This is a genomic window from Stenotrophomonas sp. MMGLT7, assembly GCF_021168555.1.
GTDB lineage: Bacteria > Pseudomonadota > Gammaproteobacteria > Xanthomonadales > Xanthomonadaceae > MMGLT7.
In genome coordinates, this window is sequence record NZ_JAJOZS010000009.1 from 65,362 (window position 1) to 84,795 (window position 19,434).

Genomic DNA, 19,434 nt, shown 5'->3' on the forward strand with positions numbered 1-19,434 from the left:
CGGTAAAACCCCATCGCGACTGAAGTCGCTCCTACAGGCCGTTGCTGCGACGACTGCATTGAACGTAGCCCGTAATGCGAGCAACGGAGACCCCGGGAACAGCCGAGCCCCGCGCTGGCGGGAACCGGCGACATCCTGCCGGGGAAGTCGATCAGCCAGGAGAACTCCCGGCAATCCATCGAAGACGAAGTCGCTGGGCTCTCGCCTGCGCGGGAGCGAGGATCCTGCAAAGGATCGACTGGCAATGCCCTACGGCGGATCGTCCAGGTAGCGCTTCGCCATCGAGATCAGCGCGGCGATGCTGGCTTCGTGATCGGCGGCGGACGCATCCTGTCCCAGCATCACGGTCTGGATGGTGAGCCGGGCGAACAACGCGTCGAACAGCAGTTCGGGCACGACCGCGGGCACCTTCCGGCGGCGCCGTGCCGGGGCGCCGCCGGCACCCTCGATGACCCGGCGCAGCAACTGGTACCAGACCTGCGGCCCGTGCTCGAACCAGGCCGCGCCCGCCCCGGGCACGTGCGCCTGGCCCTCGACCACCATGCGGTAGAAGGCCACGTGCCGCGGCGAGGCGACCACCGCCACCAGCTCACGCAGGATCGCGTCCAGGCGCCGTTCCAGCGTGCCCTCGGCGATGTCGATCGCCTTCAGGTTCTCCAGGAAGCGGCCGCACAGGTATTCGACGGCGGCCATGAACAACCCGTCCTTGCTGCCGAAGTAGCGATAGATCGAGGCCTTGGAGCCGCCCGCCTCGGCCACCAGCGCATCCACGCTGGTGCCGGCGTAGCCGTGGCGCAGGAAGGCCTCGCTGGCCGAGTGCAGGATGCGCGTGCGCCGCATCTCGCCACGTGGCTGCACGGGCGGGATGCGGGGGCGCGTGGGGCTCATGCTGCGTGCGTCAGGGCTTGGAAGGCAGCGCGTACGCTATCACGTAATCGCCGCGGTCCTGCGACTGGCGGGCGCCGCCGGCGGCGATGACCACGTACTGGCGCCCGCTCCTGGGCGAGACGTAGCTCATCGGCGTGGCCTGCCCGCCGACCGGCAGCCGCCCCTTCCACAGTTCCTTGCCGGTGGCGATGTCCATCGCGCGCAGGTAGTAGTCCTGCGTGCCGGCGTAGAACACCAGGCCGCTGGCGGTGGCCACGCCGCCGCCCAGCGTGGGCATGCCGACCGGGAACGGCGCATGGAAGCTCAGGCCATCGACGCTGACATCGCGCAGCGTGCCGGCCGGGCGCTGCCACACCAGCTGGCGCGACTTCAGGTCGACCGCGGCGAACACGCCCCACGGCGGCGCCTGGCAGGGAATGCCCAGCGGCGAGTTGAACGCCTTGTGATCGATCACGAACGGGGTGCCGTGCATCGGATAGGTGCTGCCCACGCCGTGGCCGGCCACCAGCTTGCTCTCGTCCACCTGGTCGTGCGGGATCAGCTTGACCACCTGCGGGATGCGGATGTCGTTGAGGAACAGGTAGCCGGTGTCCTCGTCGATCGCCGCGCTGCCCCAGTTGAAACCGCCGTAGTAGCCCGGGTAGATCAGCGTGTCGCGGGTGGACGGCGCGGTGAACTCGCCCTTGTAGTCGAGCTGGCGGAAGGCGATGCGGCAGGCCAGCTGGTCGAGGAAGGTGGCACCCCACATGTCGCGCTCGGTCAGCGGCTCGCTGCCCAGCGCCGGCATGCCCACCGAGTACGGCTGGGTCGGCGAGACCCGGTCGCCGGCGGCCACGTCCTGCGGCACCGGCTTCTCCACCACCTCGGCCAGCGGCTTGCCGTCGCGGCGGTCGAGCAGGAAGATCTGCCCGCGCTTGGTCAGCTGCACCAGCGCAGGCACCTTGCCGCCCTTGCCGTCGGGCACGTCGTACAGCGCCGGCTGCGCCGGCACGTCGTAGTCCCACAGGTCGTGGTGCACGGTCTGGAAGGTCCAGCGCTCGCGTCCGCTGGCGATGTCCAGCGCGACGACCGCCGATGAGTGCTTCTCGGTCGTTTCCGGACGGTTGCCGCCCCAGAAGTCGGGCTGCTGGTTGCCGGTGGGCAGGTAGACCAGGCCGAGCTGCTCGTCGAACGACGGGGTGGACCACACGTTGGGGGTGGCGCGCGAATAGGTACCGCCCTCCGGCGGCAGCTTGGTGATCCCGGGCTGGCCCATGTCCCAGGCCCAGATCAGCTCGCCGGTGTCGGCGCTGAAGGCGCGCACCACGCCGGACGGCTCGTCGACCGAGCGGCCGTCGAAGGTCCAGCCGCCGAGGATGACCATGTTGCGCACCACCGTCGGCGCGGAGGTCAGGTAGTACCAGAGCACGTTGTCGTAATCGACCTTGCCCAGGCCCACGGTCAGGTCGACCGCGCCGCCCTTGCCGAAGTCCTCGCACGGCTTGCCGGTGCGGGCGTCGATCTGGATCATGCGCGCGTCGATCGTGGTCATCACGATTCGGCCGGCGCATACCGGGGCGGCCGGGGCGGCGGCACGCGCCTGGCGCAGTGCGGCGTCCTCGGCGAACTCGAACGGCTGCCGCACCGCGCCCGGCTCGTAGTAGCCCAGGCCGCGGCAGCGATTCCAGGTGTGGCGGTCCTGCACCTGCGGGTCGAACTTCCAGCGCTCCTCGCCGGTGTCGGCATCCAGCGCGATGACCTTGTTCAGCGGGGTGCACACGTACACCAGGTCGCCGACCTGCAGCGGGGTGTTCTGGAACTCGGAGGCGCCCTCGGCCATCTCGCCGGTGCGGTAGCTCCACGCCACCTCGAGGTCGGCCACGTTGTCCTGGTCGATCTGCCGCGCGGGTACGAAGCGGGTGCCGGCCGGCGTGCGGCCGTAGTGCCGCCAGTCCAGCGGCCCCTGGCTGCCGGCGGCGGCCGCATCGGCCACCTGCGCGGCCGTGCCGGCCGGGGCATGGATCACCCCGTGCGGGAAGAACATGGCGACGAAGCCGGCGACGATGCCCAGCGCCAGCACCGCGCCCAGGCCGTAGGCCGCCTTGCGCGGCGCCGCCGGCCGCAGCTGCGGCTGCACCAGCGCGGCAACGAGCGCCAGCACCAGGAACGGCGCCAGCCGCGGCACCAGCGGCCAGAACGCCAGGCCGGTTTCGGACAGCGACCAGGCCACCGTCGCCAGCGCGACCAGGCCGAACAGCCATGCCGCGGCCGCCTTGCGCAGCACGTACAGCACGCCGGAGGCCAGCAGGCCGATGCCGGCCAGCAGGTAGTACCAGGAGCCGCCCAGCGTCGCCAGCCGTGCGCCGCCGATGGCCAGGACCAGTCCGATGGCCAGCAGGACGACGCCGAACAGCGTCGCCGGCCAGCGACGGCGCGGCGCCTTTTTGTATGCAGATGTATTCATGTATCGATGCTCGAACAGGACCTCCGCGACCTGACGGGGCGAATTCCGGGCTGGCCGGGCGGGAGGTGGGGTGAGTGAAACCTGTACTGTACCAACCGGTACAGTTGCGTATTATGCCTGCGTTTTTGCCCGGCTGGCGGTGGCGCACCGTGCCGTCAAGCTACTCGGCGCGTTCGCGGGTCTCGTCTCGCGCGCCGACGTTCGCGGCCAGGGCTGGGGCCGGCATGCACGGCAGTCGCCTGCGACACCGGGGCGTCCGATTGGTACCGGGCGCCGGCCGCACTTCGCCCACCGCGCTCCCGTGCGGTACAAGCCAGGCACTTCTTCGTGCCATTGGAAGAGGGGCCGAGGTTGCCGGCACTCGACGCCGATCGGGCACAGGCGACGGCGACACCGCTACTACGGGTCGCACTCGCCGATGCGCAGGAAGCGGCTGCTGTGGCGGTACCCGCCCTGCTCGGCCTGCAGTTCGATCTCGTCGGCACCGGATTTCTTCAACGTGTAGCGGACCACGCCGTCGTCGGGGTCCATTGCCGCCGCACCGGCCTGCCCCGCGGCATCGGCCGCTACGCAGCGCGCCAGCAGTTCGGCCGAGCGGGCGCGGTCCTTGAGCACCTGCGCGACAGTGCAGCGCATGCCCGCCGGGCGCTGGAGATTGGCCGTCGCCTGGATGAAGTCTGCGATCGCCACGCAGCCGCTTTCCGAGCCGTCGCGCAACACCGGATGCTCCGGGCTGACCTTGCGGATATGCCACCACATTCCGTCCTGGACGCCATCCAGCAGCTTGAGCGGAGGAAATTCCTCGGCGGCTTCGGCGGCAGCGGCAGGACGGTCGAGAACGGCGGATACGGCCAGCGCGAGCGCGCAGGCGAGGCCAAGGCGGTTGCGGGCGGGATTCATTGCAGTTTCGACGGTCGGCGGAGAGACATCGGCACGCATGGCCCTGCGCCCGCGTGCCGAGTCGATGATGCCGACCCGATATGACAACACCGAGGCCGCCACGGCTGCAGCGTTCTCGAACGAGATCCGCGCAATGCCCGTTCCCGCACAGGCGAGAGGCCAGCGACCTTGCCGCAGGACGGCCGTAGCGAGGCGCTTCGGCTGCGGAAAGCCGCGGGGACGCCCCGTTCAAGCATCCATGAGTTCCGCCACTTCGACCGGTGATTGCTCGATCCTGCACTTTCGCCGGCGTTGATCCGCCTGCGCAGGGACGCCGCCGCCGCGAACCCAAGCGGCACTGTCGAGCATGGGAACTTCGAAGCGGTGGGATGCGACTGCCGGGGAATCAGGCGGCGGCAAGCACGCTCCAGCCTGCGAGGCGCGCGCCGCCGGCCGCCGGCTACTCCACCGTCACCGCCTTGGCCAGGTTGCGCGGCTTGTCCACGTCGGTGCCGCGCGCCAGCGCGGTGTGGTAGGCCAGCAGCTGCACCGGGATGGTGTGCACCACCGGCGACAGCAGGCCGGCATGGCGCGGGGTGCGGATCACGTGCACGCCCTCGGACTCGCTGAAGTTGCTGTCCTGGTCGGCGAACACGAACAGCTCGCCGCCGCGCGCGCGTACTTCCTGCATGTTGGACTTCACCTTCTCCAGCAGGCTGTCGTTGGGGGCGATGACCACCACCGGCATGGTGTCGTCCACCAGCGCCAGCGGACCGTGCTTGAGCTCGCCGGCCGGGTAGGCCTCGGCGTGGATGTAGGAGATTTCCTTGAGCTTGAGCGCGCCTTCCAGCGCGATCGGGTAGTGCAGGCCGCGGCCGAGGAACAGCGCGTTCTCCTTGCGCGCGAAGCGCTCGGCCCAGGCCACGATCTGCGGCTCCAGGTTCAGCGCGTGCTGCACGCTGCCGGGCAGGAAGCGCAGCTGTTCCAGGTAGTCGGCCTCCTGCGCGGCGTCGATGCCGTTGTGCAGCTTGCCCAGCACCACCGCCAGCTGGAACAGCACCGCCAGCTGGGTGGTGAAGGCCTTGGTCGAGGCCACGCCGATCTCGGCGCCGGCGCGGGTGTAGCAGACCAGCTCGCTGGCGCGCGGGATCGCGCTCTCGGGCACGTTGCAGATCGACAGCGTGTGCGTATGCCCCAGCGCCTTGGCGTACTTGAGCGCCTCCATCGTGTCCAGCGTCTCGCCGGACTGGGAAATGGTGACGATCAGGTGCCGGGGATTGGCGTAGGCCTTGCGATAGCGGTACTCGCTGGCGATCTCCACGCTGCACGGCAGGTTGGCGATGGACTCGATCCAGTAGCGCGCGGTCAGGCCGGCGTAGTAGCTGGTGCCGCAGGCGAGGATCTGCACGCCCTCGATGCCGCGCAGCACGTCCCCGGCGTTCTTGCCGAACAGCGAGGCCGGGAAGCCGGCCGCGTCGATCGCCGCCTCGATGGTGTCGCCCAGCGCGCGCGGCTGTTCGTGGATCTCCTTCTGCATGAAGTGGCGGAACGGCCCCAGCTCCAGCGAGGCCAGCGACACGTCGGACAGGTGCTCCTCGCGCACCACCTCGCGGTCGTCGGCATCGAAGATGCGCACGCCCTCGCGGCGCAGCTCGGCGGTGTCGCCTTCTTCCAGGAAGATCACCCGGCGCGTGGCCTGGACGATGGCCGACACGTCGGAGGCGACGAAGTTCTCGCCCTCGCCCAGGCCGATCAGCAGCGGGCAGCCCATGCGCGCGCACAGCACGCGGTCCGGCTCCTTGTTGTCGATCACCGCCAGCGCATAGGCGCCGGTCAGCTCCTTGACCGTGCGCTGCAGCGCCGCGAGCAGGCTGTCGCCGGCGCTCAGGTGGTGATGGATCAGGTGCGCGATGACCTCGGTGTCGGTCTGCGACTCGAACACGTAGCCCAGCGCCTTGAGCCGCTCGCGCTGCTGCTCGTGGTTCTCGATGATGCCGTTGTGCACCAGCGCCACGCCGTGGCTGACGTGCGGATGCGCGTTGGCCTCGGTGACGCCGCCGTGGGTGGCCCAGCGGGTGTGGCCGATGCCGATGTCGGCCTGCAGGCCCTCGGCCAGCGCGGCGCGTTCCATCTCGGCGACCCGGCCGGTGCGGCGCACGCGGTGGATCTGCCCGCCCTCGATCACCGCCAGTCCCGAAGAGTCGTAGCCGCGGTACTCGAGCCGCTTGAGGCCCTCGATCAGGACCGGAACCACATCGCGATCCGCGATCGCGCCAACGATGCCGCACATAGGAGAAGCCGATGGATTGGGAAACCGGAGATTCTACCGCTTGGGGGATTCGGGATTCGGGATTCGGGATTCGGGATTCGGGATTCGGGAAAAGCCTGAGCCCGCCCCCCCGCTTTTGCGAATCCCCAATCCCGAATCCCCAATCCCCCCCCAATGAAGTGTCCGCCCCCGGTGTCCGCGGACACCCGGACACCTTGCACACCGCAACAATCCCCTTTCTTTTCAACACATTGCAGTTGGCACGCGGCATGCTTTGGATCCGTGCATCCACCACCGGCAAGTCATTCGATCGATGATCCGCGACACTTCCGCACAGGACCAGGTCCTCTCCTCTCCCGGCGCTTCCGCCGCCTGGCGCCGCTGGCTGTGGCCGGCGCTGGCCGCCGTCGTGCTGCTGGCCGCCATCGGCTACGCCATCTCCGGCTGGCTGGGCGGCTCGCGTTCGTTCGACGCCTCGCGCGTGCGCATCGCCGAGGTCAAGCGCGGCGACCTGGTGCGCGACATCGCCGCCGATGGCCGCGTCATCGCCGCCAACAGCCCGGTGCTGTACGCCATCTCCGCCGGCACCGTGGACCTGAAGGTGGTGGCCGGCGACGTGGTCAGGCAGGGCCAGGAACTGGCGGTGATCGACAGCCCGGAACTGCGCAGCAAGCTGGCGCAGGAAGAGGCGACGCTGGCCGGCCTGGAGGCCGAGGCCGGCCGCGCCGCGCTGGATGCCACCCTGGCCCGCGCCAACGCCAGCAAGCTCACCGACCAGGCACAGATCGAGCGCCAGGCCGCCAGCCGCGACCTGGAGCGCTACCAGCGCGGCTTCGACGGCGGCGCGGTGGCGCAGGTGGATGTGGCCAAGGCCCAGGACGGGCTGCGCAAGGCCGACATCGAGCTGCAGCACGCGCAGCAGGACGCGCGCCTGCAGGGCCAGGGTGCAGACCTGGACGCGCGCAACAAGCGCCTGCTGGCCGACCGCCAGCGCGCGGTGGTGACCGAGGTCAAGCGCCAGGTCGAAGCGCTGACCCTGCGCGCGCCGTTCGACGGCCAGGTCGGCCAGGTGCAGGCGGTGCAGCACACCCAGGTCATCGCCAACGCGCCGGTGCTGGGCGTGGTCGACCTGACCAAGTTCGAGGTCGAGATCAAGGTGCCGGAGAGCTTCGCCCGCGACCTGGCCATCGCCATGCCGGCCCAGCTCACCAGCGGCAGCGGCGAACCCTTCCCCGGCGAGATCTCGGCGGTGTCGCCGGAGGTGGTCAACGGCGAGGTCACCGCGCGCATCCGCTTCTCCGACAAGCAGCCACCGGGCCTGCGGCAGAGCCAGCGCATGAGCGCGCGGGTGCTGCTGGGCACGCGCAAGGACGTGCTCAAGCTCGAGCGCGGCCCGTTCGTCGAGCAGTCCGGCGGCCGCTATGCCTACGTCATGGACGGCAAATCGGCGGTGCGCCGGCCGGTGCAGCTGGGCCTGAGCAGCCTGGGCGAGGTCGAGGTGCTGTCCGGGCTGCAGCCGGGCGAGCGCGTCGTCGTCTCCGGCAGCGACCTGTTCGGCGATGCCGAGCGGGTGACGATCCATTGAAGCAGGGAATGGGGAATCGGGAATGGAGAATCGGGAGAGCGAAATCCAGGGTCTCCCGACGCAGCTTCCGAAGTCCCCCCATTCCCGATTCCCGATTCCCCATTCCCCATTCCCCAACGAAGGAACACCGCCATGCTCGAAATGCGCCAGGTCTCCAAGGTCTACCGCACCGAACAGGTCGAGACGCATGCCCTGCGCTCGCTCGACCTGCACGTGCGCGAGGGCGAGTTCGTCGCCGTCACCGGTCCGTCCGGTTCCGGCAAGACCACCTTCCTCAACATCGCCGGGCTGCTGGAGACCTACAGCAGCGGCCAGTACCTGCTCGATGGGCAGGACGTGTCCGGCCTGAACGACGATGCCCGCTCGCGCCTGCGCAACCAGAAGATCGGCTTCATCTTCCAGGGCTTCAACCTGATCCCGGACCTCAACCTGTTCGACAACGTCGACGTGCCGCTGCGCTACCGCAAGATGCCGGCGTCCGAGCGCCGCCAGCGCATCGAGGAGGCGCTGACCAAGGTCGGCCTGGGCTCGCGCATGAAGCACTACCCGGCCGAGCTGTCCGGCGGCCAGCAGCAGCGCGCGGCCATCGCCCGCGCCCTGGCCGGCAGCCCGCGCCTGCTGCTGGCCGACGAACCCACCGGCAACCTCGACACGCAGATGGCGCGTGGCGTGCTGGAACTGCTGGAGGAGATCAACGCCGCCGGCACCACCATCGTCATGGTCACCCACGACCCGGAACTGGCCGCGCGCGCGCAGCGCAACGTGCACATCGTCGATGGCCAGGCCACCGACCTGCAGCGCGAACCGGTGCTGGTGCGGCCCGAGGCGATGCAGTCGTCCCAGCCCTGAGGAGGCGTGGTCATGCTCGGCTACTACTTCCACCTGGCCCTGCGCAGCTTCAGGCGCAACAAGGTGCTGACCGCGCTGATGGTGCTGGCGATCGCGCTGGGCATCGGTGCCAGCATGACCACGCTGACGGTGTTCCATGTGCTGTCGGGCGACCCGATCCCGGGCAAGAGCGGGCGGCTGTTCCATGTGCAGCTCGACCCGCAGCCGCTCCAGGGTCATCAGCCGGGCGAAGAACCGACGGAGTTGCTGACCCGCTTCGATGCACAGGAGCTGCTGCGCGAGCGCCACGCACTGCGGCAGACCCAGACCAACGGCGGGGTCGTCACCGTCGAGCCCGACGACAGCGCCGTGAAACCGTTTCGGATCGCCTCGCGCAACGTCACCGCCGACTTTTTCCCGATGTTCGAGACACCTTTCGTCCATGGCCGCGGCTGGAGTGCGGACGACGACGAGGCGCGGGCGCGGGTGGTGGTGATCGGCAAGAAGCTCAACGACCAGTTGTTCGGCGGCGCCGACAGCAGCGGCCGGACGCTGCGCATCGACGGCTACGATTTCCGCGTGGTCGGCGTGCTCGCCGACTGGAAGCCGACGCCGAAGTTCTTCGATTTCAGCGGCGGGCGCTTCGCCAGCAACGAGCAGGTCTACGAGCCGTTCTCCGTCGCCCGCGAGCTGGGCCAGTCCCACAACGGCAGCGTGAACTGCTACAAGGTCGCCTCCGACCAGATGGCGCTGAATGCGCCCTGCACCTGGATCCACTACTGGGTGGAACTGGAAAGCGCCGCCCAGGCCGCCGACTTCAAGGCCTATCTCGACAACTACTCGGCACGCCAGCGCGACGCCGGCCGTTTCGAGCGCCCGCCCAATACCCGGCTGCGCGACGTCATGCAATGGCTGGACCACAAGCGCGTGGTGCCCGGCGACGTGCGCCTGCAGCTGTGGTTCTCGCTGGGCCTGCTGCTGGTATGCCTGGTCAACACCGTGGGCCTGCTGCTGGCCAAGTTCCTGCGCCGCAGCGGCGAGATCGGCGTGCGCCGCGCGCTGGGTGCCTCGCGCGGCGCGATCTTCCGCCAGTGCCTGGTGGAGGCGGGAACCATCGGCCTGGCCGGCGGCGCGCTCGGCCTGGGCCTGGCCGCACTGGGACTGTGGGCCATACGCAACCGTCCCGCCGAGTACGCGCACCTGGCCCGGCTGGACGGCTCGATGCTGGTACTGACCTTCGTCCTGGCGCTCGCCGCCAGCCTGCTGGCCGGCCTGTTGCCGGCCTGGCGCGCGATGCGGGTGGCACCGGCGCTGCAGCTGAAATCGCAATGACCCATGCAGGAGCGGTCTGTAGGAGCGACTTCAGTCGCGATGAAGCCCTACCGGGAAAGCCTCATCGCGACTGAAGTCGCTCCTACAGGGAACGAAAGAACGCCGGTTGCCCGGACCATGCATATCCACGGAGACCCCATGGAAATCCGTCCCATCCTGTCCACCCTCAACCGCCACCGGATCGCCGCGGCGCTGATCGTGCTGGAGATCGCGCTGAGCTGCGCGATCATCTGCAATGCGCTGTCCCTGGTCGGCCAGCGCTGGAACGCCCTGCACCAGCCCAGCGGCATCGACGAGGACCGGCTGCTGCGCATCAACCTCGGCGGCGTCGGCAAGGACACCAACGCCGACGCCCGTACCCGGGAAGACCTGGCCATCCTGCGCGGGCTGCCGGGTGTGGAAGCGGCGACCATCGTCCAGCAGATGCCGTTGTCGCAGAACGGCGAGTTCAACACCTCGCTGGGCCTGCTGCCGGACCAGGACGCCCCCACCCTGTCGACGTCCCTGTACCTGGCCTGCGCAGACCTGCTGCCGACCCTCGGCCTGGCCGTGGTGGCCGGACGCAACCTGGAAGCCAGCGACTGCCTGGACTACTCGGCGATCGAAAGCGGAAGCATCGACTTCAGCAAGCTGCGCGCCCCGGTCCTGATCAACCAGGAGACCGCGCGCCGGCTGTTCCCGGACGGCAATGCACTCGGCAGCAAGCTCTATACCGGCGACCTGCCGCTGACCGTGGTCGGCATCGTCTCCACTCTGGCGCGAGCGAACGCGGGCAACGACGGCGCCTACGCGATGGTCCTGCCGGCGCGCATGAACTACGGCAATGGCGGTTCCTACGTGGTCCGGGTAAAGGACCCGGCGCGACGCGACGAGGTGATGGCCGCCGCAACCGATGCACTGCTGAAGAACGACGCCAGCCGGATCCTGCTCGAGCACGACAGCTACCAGGCAATGCGGCGCGACTACTTCAGCGGCGACCGCGACATGATCGGCCTGCTGCTGGTGGTCTGCGCACTGCTGCTGGCGGTCACCGCGCTGGGCATCGTCGGCCTGGCCAGCTTCTGGGTGCAGCAGCGCACCAAGCAGATCGGCATCCGCCGCGCGCTGGGCGCGACGCGCGGGCAGATCCTGCGCTATTTCCAGACCGAGAACTTCCTGCTGGCCACGATCGGCATCGTCCTCGGCATGCTGCTGGCGTACGCGCTCAACCAGCTGCTGATGAGCAGGTACGAACTGCCGCGGCTGCCGCTGTGGTACCTGCCGGTCGGCGCGTTGCTGCTGTGGGCGCTGGGCCAGCTTTCGGTACTCGCCCCGGCACGCAAGGCGGCCGCGGTGCCGCCGGCCGTGGCCACCCGCAGCGCCTGAGCGCGGAGACTCCATGTTCGCCTACTACCTCAACCTGGCCGTGCGCAGCTTCCGCCGCAACAAGGTGCTCACCGCGCTGATGGTGCTGTCCATCGCGGTGGGCATCGGCGCGGCGATGACCACGCTGACGGTGCTGCACCTGCTGTCCGGCGATCCGCTGCCGGGCAGGAGCCAGCAGATCTTCTATCCGCAGGTGGATGCGCTGTCCATCAAACAGGCGCAGCAAAATCCGCCGGACATGCTCGACTACACCTCGGCGATGGACCTGTGGCGTGCAAAACGCGCCGACCGGCAGACGCTGGTGAACGACAGCGAGGTCAAGCTGCAGGCGCCGGAAACCGGGCAGCCGCCGCTGATGGCCACGATGCTGTCTACCCACGCGGATTTCTTCCCGATGTTCCAGGTGCCGTTCGCCTACGGCAACGGCTGGAGCGCAGAGGACGACGACCGGCATGCACGGGTCGCGGTGATCTCGTCCGACCTCAACCAGAGACTGTTCGGCGGCGAGAACAGCGTCGGCCGTACCCTGCGCATCCGCGACGCCGACCTGCGCATCGTCGGCGTGCTCAAGCCGTGGCGGCCCTCCCCGCAGTTCTACACCGTGGCCGGCGGCAACTACGCGCAAGGCGATACCGCGGACTTCTATCGCAAGTCCGAGGATGTGATGGTGCCGTTCCGGACCGGGCTGGACATCAACGACGGTCACTTCTTCCAGTTCACCTGCAATGCGCCGCCGCCCGTGCCGGGCCACTTGCAGAACACCGACTGCGTCTGGCTGCAACTGTGGGTGCAACTGGACAGCGCCGCCAAGGTGGCCGACTACCGCCGCTTCGTGGCCGACTATGCCGCGCAGCAGAAGGCGCTGGGACGCATCCGCTTCCCGCAGAATGCGCGCCTGCTGTCGCTGATGGAATGGCTGGACTACAACCACGTGGTGCCGCGCGACGCGCGCCTGCAAGGCTGGCTGGCGCTGGCGTTCCTGGCGATCTGCCTGTTCAACACCGTCGGCCTGCTGCTGGCCAAGTTCCTGCGCCGCGGCGGCAAGATCGGCGTGCGCCGCGCGCTGGGCGCCTCGCGGCGCGCGATCTTCGCCCAGTGCCTGACCGAAGCCGGGCTGATCGGCCTGCTCGGCGGCGTGCTCGGTCTGCTGCTGACCCTGCTCGGGCTGGGGGTGATACGCAGCCAGCCGGTGGAGTACGCCGACCTGGTGCGACTGGACCTGCCGATGTTCGCGGCAACCTTCGCGCTGGCGATCGCCGCCAGCCTGATCGCCGGCGTATTCCCCGCTTCACGCGCCAGCCGCATCGCCCCGGCCATCCAGCTGAAGGCGCAATGATCGAATGTCGACGTTCGCCGAACCCCAATGCCGTCATTCCCGCGAAAGCGGGAATGACGTGCGGAAGCAGACCGGAGCACCTTCCATGCATATCCGCCCCATCCTCTCCGCCCTCGGCCGCCACCGCATCGCCACCATGCTGATCGTGCTGGAGATCGCCCTGGCCTGCGCGGTGCTGTGCAACGCCTTCTTCCTGGTTTCCACCCGCCTTGGCCTGACCCGCATCGACAGCGGCATGGACGAGCACTCGCTGGGAACGATCACGTTGAGCGGCTGCGACGGCTGCAACCACGCCGACCTCAACGCGCGGGTGCTCGGCGCGCCGCGCGCGATCCCTGGCGTGCGCGCGGCCGGCACGGTCAACGCCCTCCCATTCGGCCCGCCTGCCGCCTATGCCGGCATCCACCTCGACCGCGAAGGCGAGCATTTCGGCGGCGTGCTGCATTTCTACCTGTTCGATTCCGCGGCGATCGAAGCGCTCGACCTGCATCCCGCGCAGGGCAACGATTTTGCCGCCGGCGATTTCCAGCCGATCGACAGCTTCGTGCCGAACGACGCCTCGGTCTGGATCACCCGCTCGCTGGCCGAGCACCTGTGGCCGGGCGAGAACCCGCTGGGCAAGGAGTTCTGGAGCGGTGACGCGCATTTCCGCGTGGCCGGCGTGCTGGAGCATTTCGCCGTCCCCGCACCGGGCCGCAGCGAGGAAGGCGTGGCCGGCGCGCAATGGTCGGTGATCGTGCCGGTGCGCAGCGACGCGCAATCGGGCAGCTACGTGCTGCGCGCCGATCCACTGGACCTGCCGCGCACGATGCAGGCCGCGCGCGAGGTGGTGGCCCGCGCGGTGCCCGAATCGGTCCTCGACCAGGCGCAGAGCCTGCCCCTTTCCGGCCTGCGCGAACGCTACTTCCGCAGCGACCGCGCGATGGCCTGGATGCTGGTGGCGGTGATCGCGGCGATGCTGCTGGTCACCGCGCTGGGCATCGTCGGCCTGGCCAGCTTCTGGGTGGCCCAGCGCACCAAGCAGATCGGCATCCGCCGCGCGCTCGGTGCCACCCGCGGCGACATCCTTCGCCACTTCCAGGCCGAGAACTTCCTGCTCGCCACGGCCGGCATCGTGCTGGGCATGCTGCTGGCCTACGCCGGCAGCCTGCTGCTGATGCGGCACTCCGAGCTGGCGCGGCTGCCGCTGGCCTACCTGCCCGCCGGTGCCGTGCTGCTGTGGGCGCTGGGGCAGCTCGCCGTGCTCGGCCCTGCCCTGCGCGCCGCCGCCATCGCCCCCGTCGTCGCCACCCGCAGCGCCTGAGAACCCCGAGGAGATCGACCCATGTTCGGCTACTACTTCAACCTCGCCCTGCGCAGCTTCAGGCGCAACAAGGTGCTCACCGCGCTGATGGTGCTGGCGATCGCGCTGGGCATCGGCGCCAGCATGACCACGCTGACGGTGTTCCATGTGCTGTCCGGCGATCCGCTGCCCGGGCGCAGCCAGATGCTGTTCCATCCCCAGCTCGATGCCCAGAGCATGAGCGGATACGTTGCCGGCGAGGAACCGCAGCCGCAACTGACCCGCTACGACGCCGAGGCACTGCTGCGCGAGAACAAGGGCGACCGCCAGGCCATGATGACAGGCGGCTCCGTTTCGATCACGCCGCAACAGCAGCAGCTACCACCGTTCCTGGCAGACGCTCGCTATACCTCCGCGGACATGTTCCCGATGTTCGCCATGCCGTTCCTGTTCGGCAACGCCTGGAACGCGGGCGAGGACCAGGCGCATGCACGCGTGACGGTGATCTCGCGCTCCCTGAACGACAAGCTGTTCGGCGGTGCCGACAGCGTCGGCAGGACGCTGCGCCTGGACACCGCCGACTTCACCATCGTCGGCGTGCTGGACGAATGGCGGCCGACACCGAAGTTCTACGACGTGTTCGGGCAGCGCGGCTATGGCGAGACCGAGCAGGTGTTCCTGCCGTTCTCGACCTCGCGCGACCTGAAGATGGACCGCAACGGCAGCATGGACTGCTGGGGCGACAACGGCGGCGACCCGACCAGCCCCACCGCCCCGTGCGCCTGGATCCAGTACTGGGTGCAGCTGGACTCGCCGGACAAGGTCAGCGCGTACCGCCAGTACCTGGCCAACTATTCGGACCAGCAACGCACCGCCGGGCGTTTCGAGCGTCCGACCAACGTGCGCCTGCGCGACGTGACCGAATGGATGGACTTCCATCGCCTGGTCCCGCGCGACGTGGCCATGCAGATGTGGCTGGCCTTCGGCTTCCTGCTGGTCTGCCTGCTCAACACCATCGGCCTGCTGCTGGCCAAGTTCCTGCGCCGCGGCAGCGAGATCGGCGTGCGCCGCGCCCTGGGCGCCACCCGCAGTGCGGTGTTCCGGCAGTGCATGGTCGAGGCCGGCACCATCGGCGTGTGCGGCGGCGTGCTCGGCCTGGGCCTGGCCCTGCTCGGGCTGTGGGCGGTGCGCCAGCAGCCGGTCGACTATGCCGACCTGGCGCGGCTGGACCCGGCCATGCTGCTGCTCACCTTTGCACTGTCCCTGGTCGCAAGCCTGCTGGCCGGCGCCCTGCCCGCCTGGCGCGCCATGCAGATCGCACCCGCCATGCAGCTGAAATCGCAATGATCCAGCCGTTCCGGCGATGGCCGGAACCGCACCGCCCGGAGAACACCATGGAAATCCGCCCCATCCTTTCCACCCTGAGCCGGCACAAGACCGCCGCCAGCCTGATCGTGCTGGAGATCGCGCTGGCCTGCGCCATCGTCTGCAACGCGCTGTTCCTGGTCGGCAGCCGGCTCGAACAGATCAACGAGGTCAGCGGGCTGGCCGAAGACGAGTTGGTACGGGTGCAGCTGACCAGCATCGGCGGCGACGACGACGCCGACGCACTGACCCGGACCGACCTGGCGTCGCTGCGCTCCATCCCGGGAGTGCGGGCGGCGACCGTGCTCAACCAGGTGCCGTTCGTCAACTCCTCGTGGAACAGCGGTTTGCAGCTGGAAAAGGAGCAGGACCGGGACACGCTGAACGCAACCGTGTACATGGCTGCGGACCAGTTCGTGGATACCCTGGGCCTGCGCATCGTCTCCGGCCGCGACTTCGAGCCCGGCGAATACATGGACTACAGCGTCATCGAAAGGACCGACGCTTTCGCCACCCACATCCCGGTCGCGCTGGTCACCCGCCAGCTGGCCGAGACGCTGTTCCCCGGCGAGGATGCGGTCGGCAAGACGTTCTACAGCTGGGGAGACAGCCCCACGCGCATCATCGGCGTGATCGAGCACCTGGTGCGGCCCAGCATGCAGGGCGGACCGACCGCGCGCGAGTACAGCATGGTCTTCCCGGTGCGCACGCACTACAACGTCGGCGGCAACTACGTGCTGCGCACGCAGCCCGAACGCCGCGACGAGGTACTGAAGGCGGCGGTCGCCGCCCTGCGCGCCAACGCGAACAACCGCATCATTCTCGACAAGAACACCAAGACCGTGCAGCAGCTGCGCAGCGAGTTCTACCGGCAGCCGCGCTCGATGGTCTGGCTGCTGGGAGCGGTGATCGTGGCGCTGCTGATCGTCACCGCGCTCGGCATCGTCGGCCTGGCCAGCTTCTGGGTGCAGCAGCGCACCAAGCAGATCGGCATCCGCCGCGCGCTCGGCGCGACGCGCGGGCAGATCCTGGGCTACTTCCAGACCGAGAACTTCCTGCTCACCACCAGCGGCATCGTGCTGGGCATGCTGCTGGCGTACGCGCTCAACCAGCTGCTGATGAGCAAGTACGAGCTGCCGCGGCTGCCGATCTGGTACCTGCCCATCGGCGCGGTGCTGCTGTGGGCGCTCGGCCAGCTCGCCGTGTTCTGGCCCGCCCGCCGCGCCGCCGCGGTGCCGCCGGTGGTGGCCACGCGCAGCGCATGAACCGCATGGATTCGTTCATGACAAGGAGCACGCCTTGATCGTTTACTACCTGCGCCTGGCGCTGCGCAGTCTGCGTCGTACACCGGTGATGACCGCGCTGATGGTGAGCGCCATCGGCCTGGGGATCGGCGCCAGCATGACCATGCTGACCGTACTGCACGTGATGTCGCGCGACCCGATCCCGGAACGCAGCAGCATGCTGTTCGTGCCTCACCTGGATCCGCTGCCTAAGAATTTCCCGCGCGACAACGAATGGGGAAGCCCAGCCGACAACCTCACCTGGCCCGATGCGATGGCGCTGCTGCGCAACGGCAAGGCGGCACGCCAGGCAATCTTGGCCGGTGGCGAAGCGCTGCTGTGGCCCGTCGAAGGCGAGCCGCTGCCGGTGCAACTACCGGGCCGTTTTGCCACGGCCGACTTCTTCCCCATGTTCGGTGTACCGATGGAGCATGGACAGGGCTGGAGCACGGCAGACGACACGGCCCGCGCCCGTGTGATGGTGCTGAGCAATACCACCGCACGCAAGCTGTTCGGCAGCGCCGATCCGGTCGGCCGGATGGTCCAGGTGACACGCAAGCGGGTGGGCTTCCGCGTCGTCGGCGTGGCCGCCGACTGGAACCCGCAGCCGCAGTTCTATGCCGACGCGGGCCAGAAGGGCGGCTTCGGCGAAGAAGATGCCTTCTTCCTGCCGCTGTCCACGGCAATGGAGCTGGAACTGGGCACGTCCAATCACGTCGCCGGCTGGGCCCGTGCCGAGCGCAAGGACATGTATACCGATCCGTCCACCAGCTGGCTGCAGATGTGGGTCCAACTGGACACCCCCGCACAGGTGGCCGACTATCGGCGCTTCCTCTACGACTACGCCGCGCAGCAGCATTCCAGCGGCCGTTTCGAGCGAGGCCCCGACACCGCCAGACTGTATCCGCTGATGGACTGGCTGGCGCATCTGCGCCTGGTGCCCGACGACCTGCGCCTGCAGACCCATCTGGCGGTGGGCTTCCTGGTGGTGAGCCTGCTCAACATCGTGGCGCTGTTGCTCGCAAAATTCCTGCGCCGCGGCAGCGAGGTCGGCATCCGACGCGCGCTCGGGGCGCGTCGCAGCGATGTGTTCACCCAACTTGGCGCAGAAGCCGTGTTGATCGGCGTGCTGGGCGGGGTGCTGGGCATCGGCGTGGCCCAGTTGGGCCTGTGGAGCGTACGCCAACGCCCCGATGCCTATGCCAAGGTAGCGCAGATGGATACCACGATGCTCGTGGTGACCGTATTGCTGGCACTGGCCGCCACGCTGCTGGCCGGCTTGCTGCCGGCCTGGCGTGCCAGCCGCATCGCCCCCGCCCTGCAGATCAAGGCCAGCTGACATGTCCCTGCCCCTCCGCCCCATCCTGGCAAGCCTGCGCCATCACCGCATGACCACCACGCTGTTGTCGCTGCAGGTGGCGCTGACCTGTGCGATCGTGATCAATGCCGTATTCCTGATTGGCGTTCGCGTCGAACGCATCGGCACGCCCACCGGCCTGCCAGAAGGCGAGATCTCGCTGATCTCGGTCCAGGGCGTGCAGGACGACACCAACGTGCAGGCCCAGCAGCAGACGGACCTGGCCGCGCTACGTGCCGTGCCCGGCGTCACCGCTGCCGCGGCCGTGGAATCGACGCTGCCGCTGTCCGGCGGCGCCAACGACATGGGCGGCTGCGCGTCACAGGCCGCACTGGAGCAAGCCATGGCCGCGCGCTCGGCCGATGGAATCGCTTCCTGTGTGGAGGCGACTTACTACGCCGGCTCCCCCGGCTTCACACAGGCGCTGGGCGCGCATCTGGTGTCCGGGCGCGACTTCCTGCCCGATGAGTACGCCACGGACATCAGGAACCTGCCGGTCATCGTCAGCCAGTCGCTGGCCCAGCGCATGTGGCCGGACCAGCAGGCAGTCGGCAAGACCATCTACGGCAGCAGCCCGCACGTGGTAGTCGGGGTGATCGATGACCTGTTGCGGCCAAGGCTGCGCAGCTCCGACCAGGATCGGCTGGTGGCGCTGACGCCGCAGTTGCCGGACGCCACCACCACCCAGTACCTGTTGCGCAGCGCGCCCGGGGACCGCCAGCGCGTACTGCGCCAGGCACGCGACGCGCTGATCAAGGCCGGACCGATGCGACTGCTCTCCGACAAGGACCAGAAGACCTTCGCCGATGTGCGCCATCGCTACTTCCAGCGCGACACCACCATGGTCGGGCTGCTGCTGGCCACCACCCTGGCGCTGTTGTTCGTCACCGCGCTGGGGATCGGCGGGCTGGCCAGTTTCTGGGTGCAGCAGCGCACCCGCCAGATCGGCATCCGCCGCGCCATCGGTGCCACGCGCCGTGACATCCTGCGCTACTTCCAGGCAGAGAACACCCTGATCGTCGGGACCGGTGCGGTCGCCGGCATGCTCGCGGCGGTAGCCCTGAACCAGTGGCTGATGAGCAAGTACGAATTACCGCGGCTGCCGATCTGGTACCTGCCCATCGGCGCGTTGCTGCTGTGGGCGCTCGGCCAGCTCGCCGTGTTCTGGCCCGCCCGCCGCGCCGCGGCGGTGCCGCCGGTGGTGGCCACGCGCAGCGCATGA

14 protein-coding genes are annotated in these 19,434 nt (G+C 69.0%); 10 read left to right on the top strand and 4 right to left on the bottom strand.

Features of this window, described 5'->3' with window-relative positions:
- Window positions 1–249 precede the first annotated feature (249 nt).
- The 4 genes from LRX76_RS12385 to glmS all read right to left on the bottom strand — a co-directional run bounded on the left by LRX76_RS12385 (window position 250) and on the right by glmS (window position 6,500).
- A complete protein-coding gene (locus LRX76_RS12385; protein WP_231805667.1) occupies window positions 250–888 on the bottom strand; it encodes a TetR/AcrR family transcriptional regulator in 639 nt (212 codons plus the stop codon).
- A gap of 10 nt (window positions 889–898) precedes the next feature.
- Entirely contained in the window at window positions 899–3,331 is a 2,433-nt protein-coding gene (locus LRX76_RS12390; protein WP_231805669.1) for a membrane-bound PQQ-dependent dehydrogenase, glucose/quinate/shikimate family, read from the bottom strand.
- Window positions 3,332–3,730: 399 nt separating this feature from the next.
- Window positions 3,731–4,231 carry a hypothetical protein gene (locus tag LRX76_RS12395; protein WP_231805671.1) on the bottom strand — a complete coding sequence of 167 codons (501 nt, stop codon included), beginning with the start codon at window positions 4,229–4,231 and terminating at the stop codon, window positions 3,731–3,733.
- Between the two features lie 439 nt (window positions 4,232–4,670).
- Complete coding sequence (gene glmS / locus LRX76_RS12400; protein ID WP_231805673.1) at window positions 4,671–6,500, bottom strand: glutamine--fructose-6-phosphate transaminase (isomerizing); 1,830 nt, start codon at window positions 6,498–6,500, stop codon at window positions 4,671–4,673.
- Between the two features lie 292 nt (window positions 6,501–6,792).
- Here glmS and LRX76_RS12405 point away from each other — a divergent pair, with 292 nt between their 5' ends.
- The 10 genes from LRX76_RS12405 (at window position 6,793) to LRX76_RS12450 (ending at window position 19,434) form a co-directional block, all read left to right on the top strand.
- Window positions 6,793–8,064: an efflux RND transporter periplasmic adaptor subunit gene (locus LRX76_RS12405; RefSeq protein WP_231805675.1), complete on the top strand. Its 1,272-nt coding sequence runs from the start codon at window positions 6,793–6,795 to the stop codon at window positions 8,062–8,064.
- A 132-nt stretch (window positions 8,065–8,196) separates the two neighbouring features.
- A complete protein-coding gene (locus tag LRX76_RS12410) occupies window positions 8,197–8,913 on the top strand; it encodes an ABC transporter ATP-binding protein (RefSeq protein WP_231805677.1) in 717 nt (238 codons plus the stop codon).
- Between the two features lie 12 nt (window positions 8,914–8,925).
- Window positions 8,926–10,224 (top strand): ABC transporter permease, encoded by a 1,299-nt coding sequence (locus LRX76_RS12415; protein ID WP_231805679.1) that lies wholly within the window; start codon window positions 8,926–8,928, stop codon window positions 10,222–10,224.
- Window positions 10,225–10,362: 138 nt separating this feature from the next.
- Complete coding sequence (locus LRX76_RS12420; protein WP_231805681.1) at window positions 10,363–11,589, top strand: FtsX-like permease family protein; 1,227 nt, start codon at window positions 10,363–10,365, stop codon at window positions 11,587–11,589.
- A gap of 13 nt (window positions 11,590–11,602) precedes the next feature.
- Window positions 11,603–12,925: an ABC transporter permease gene (locus tag LRX76_RS12425; protein WP_231805683.1), complete on the top strand. Its 1,323-nt coding sequence runs from the start codon at window positions 11,603–11,605 to the stop codon at window positions 12,923–12,925.
- Window positions 12,926–13,010: 85 nt separating this feature from the next.
- Window positions 13,011–14,228, top strand: coding sequence for an FtsX-like permease family protein (locus LRX76_RS12430; RefSeq protein WP_231805685.1), 1,218 nt, complete (start codon window positions 13,011–13,013; stop codon window positions 14,226–14,228).
- 21 nt (window positions 14,229–14,249) lie between these two features.
- Complete coding sequence (locus LRX76_RS12435; protein ID WP_231805687.1) at window positions 14,250–15,554, top strand: ABC transporter permease; 1,305 nt, start codon at window positions 14,250–14,252, stop codon at window positions 15,552–15,554.
- Window positions 15,555–15,601: 47 nt separating this feature from the next.
- A complete protein-coding gene (locus tag LRX76_RS12440) occupies window positions 15,602–16,837 on the top strand; it encodes an FtsX-like permease family protein (RefSeq protein WP_231805689.1) in 1,236 nt (411 codons plus the stop codon).
- A gap of 34 nt (window positions 16,838–16,871) precedes the next feature.
- Entirely contained in the window at window positions 16,872–18,194 is a 1,323-nt protein-coding gene (locus LRX76_RS12445; RefSeq protein ID WP_231805691.1) for an ABC transporter permease, read from the top strand.
- Window position 18,195: 1 nt separating this feature from the next.
- The gene (locus LRX76_RS12450; RefSeq protein WP_231805693.1) at window positions 18,196–19,434 is read left to right on the top strand and encodes an FtsX-like permease family protein; all 1,239 of its coding nucleotides are present in this window, start codon (window positions 18,196–18,198) and stop codon (window positions 19,432–19,434) included.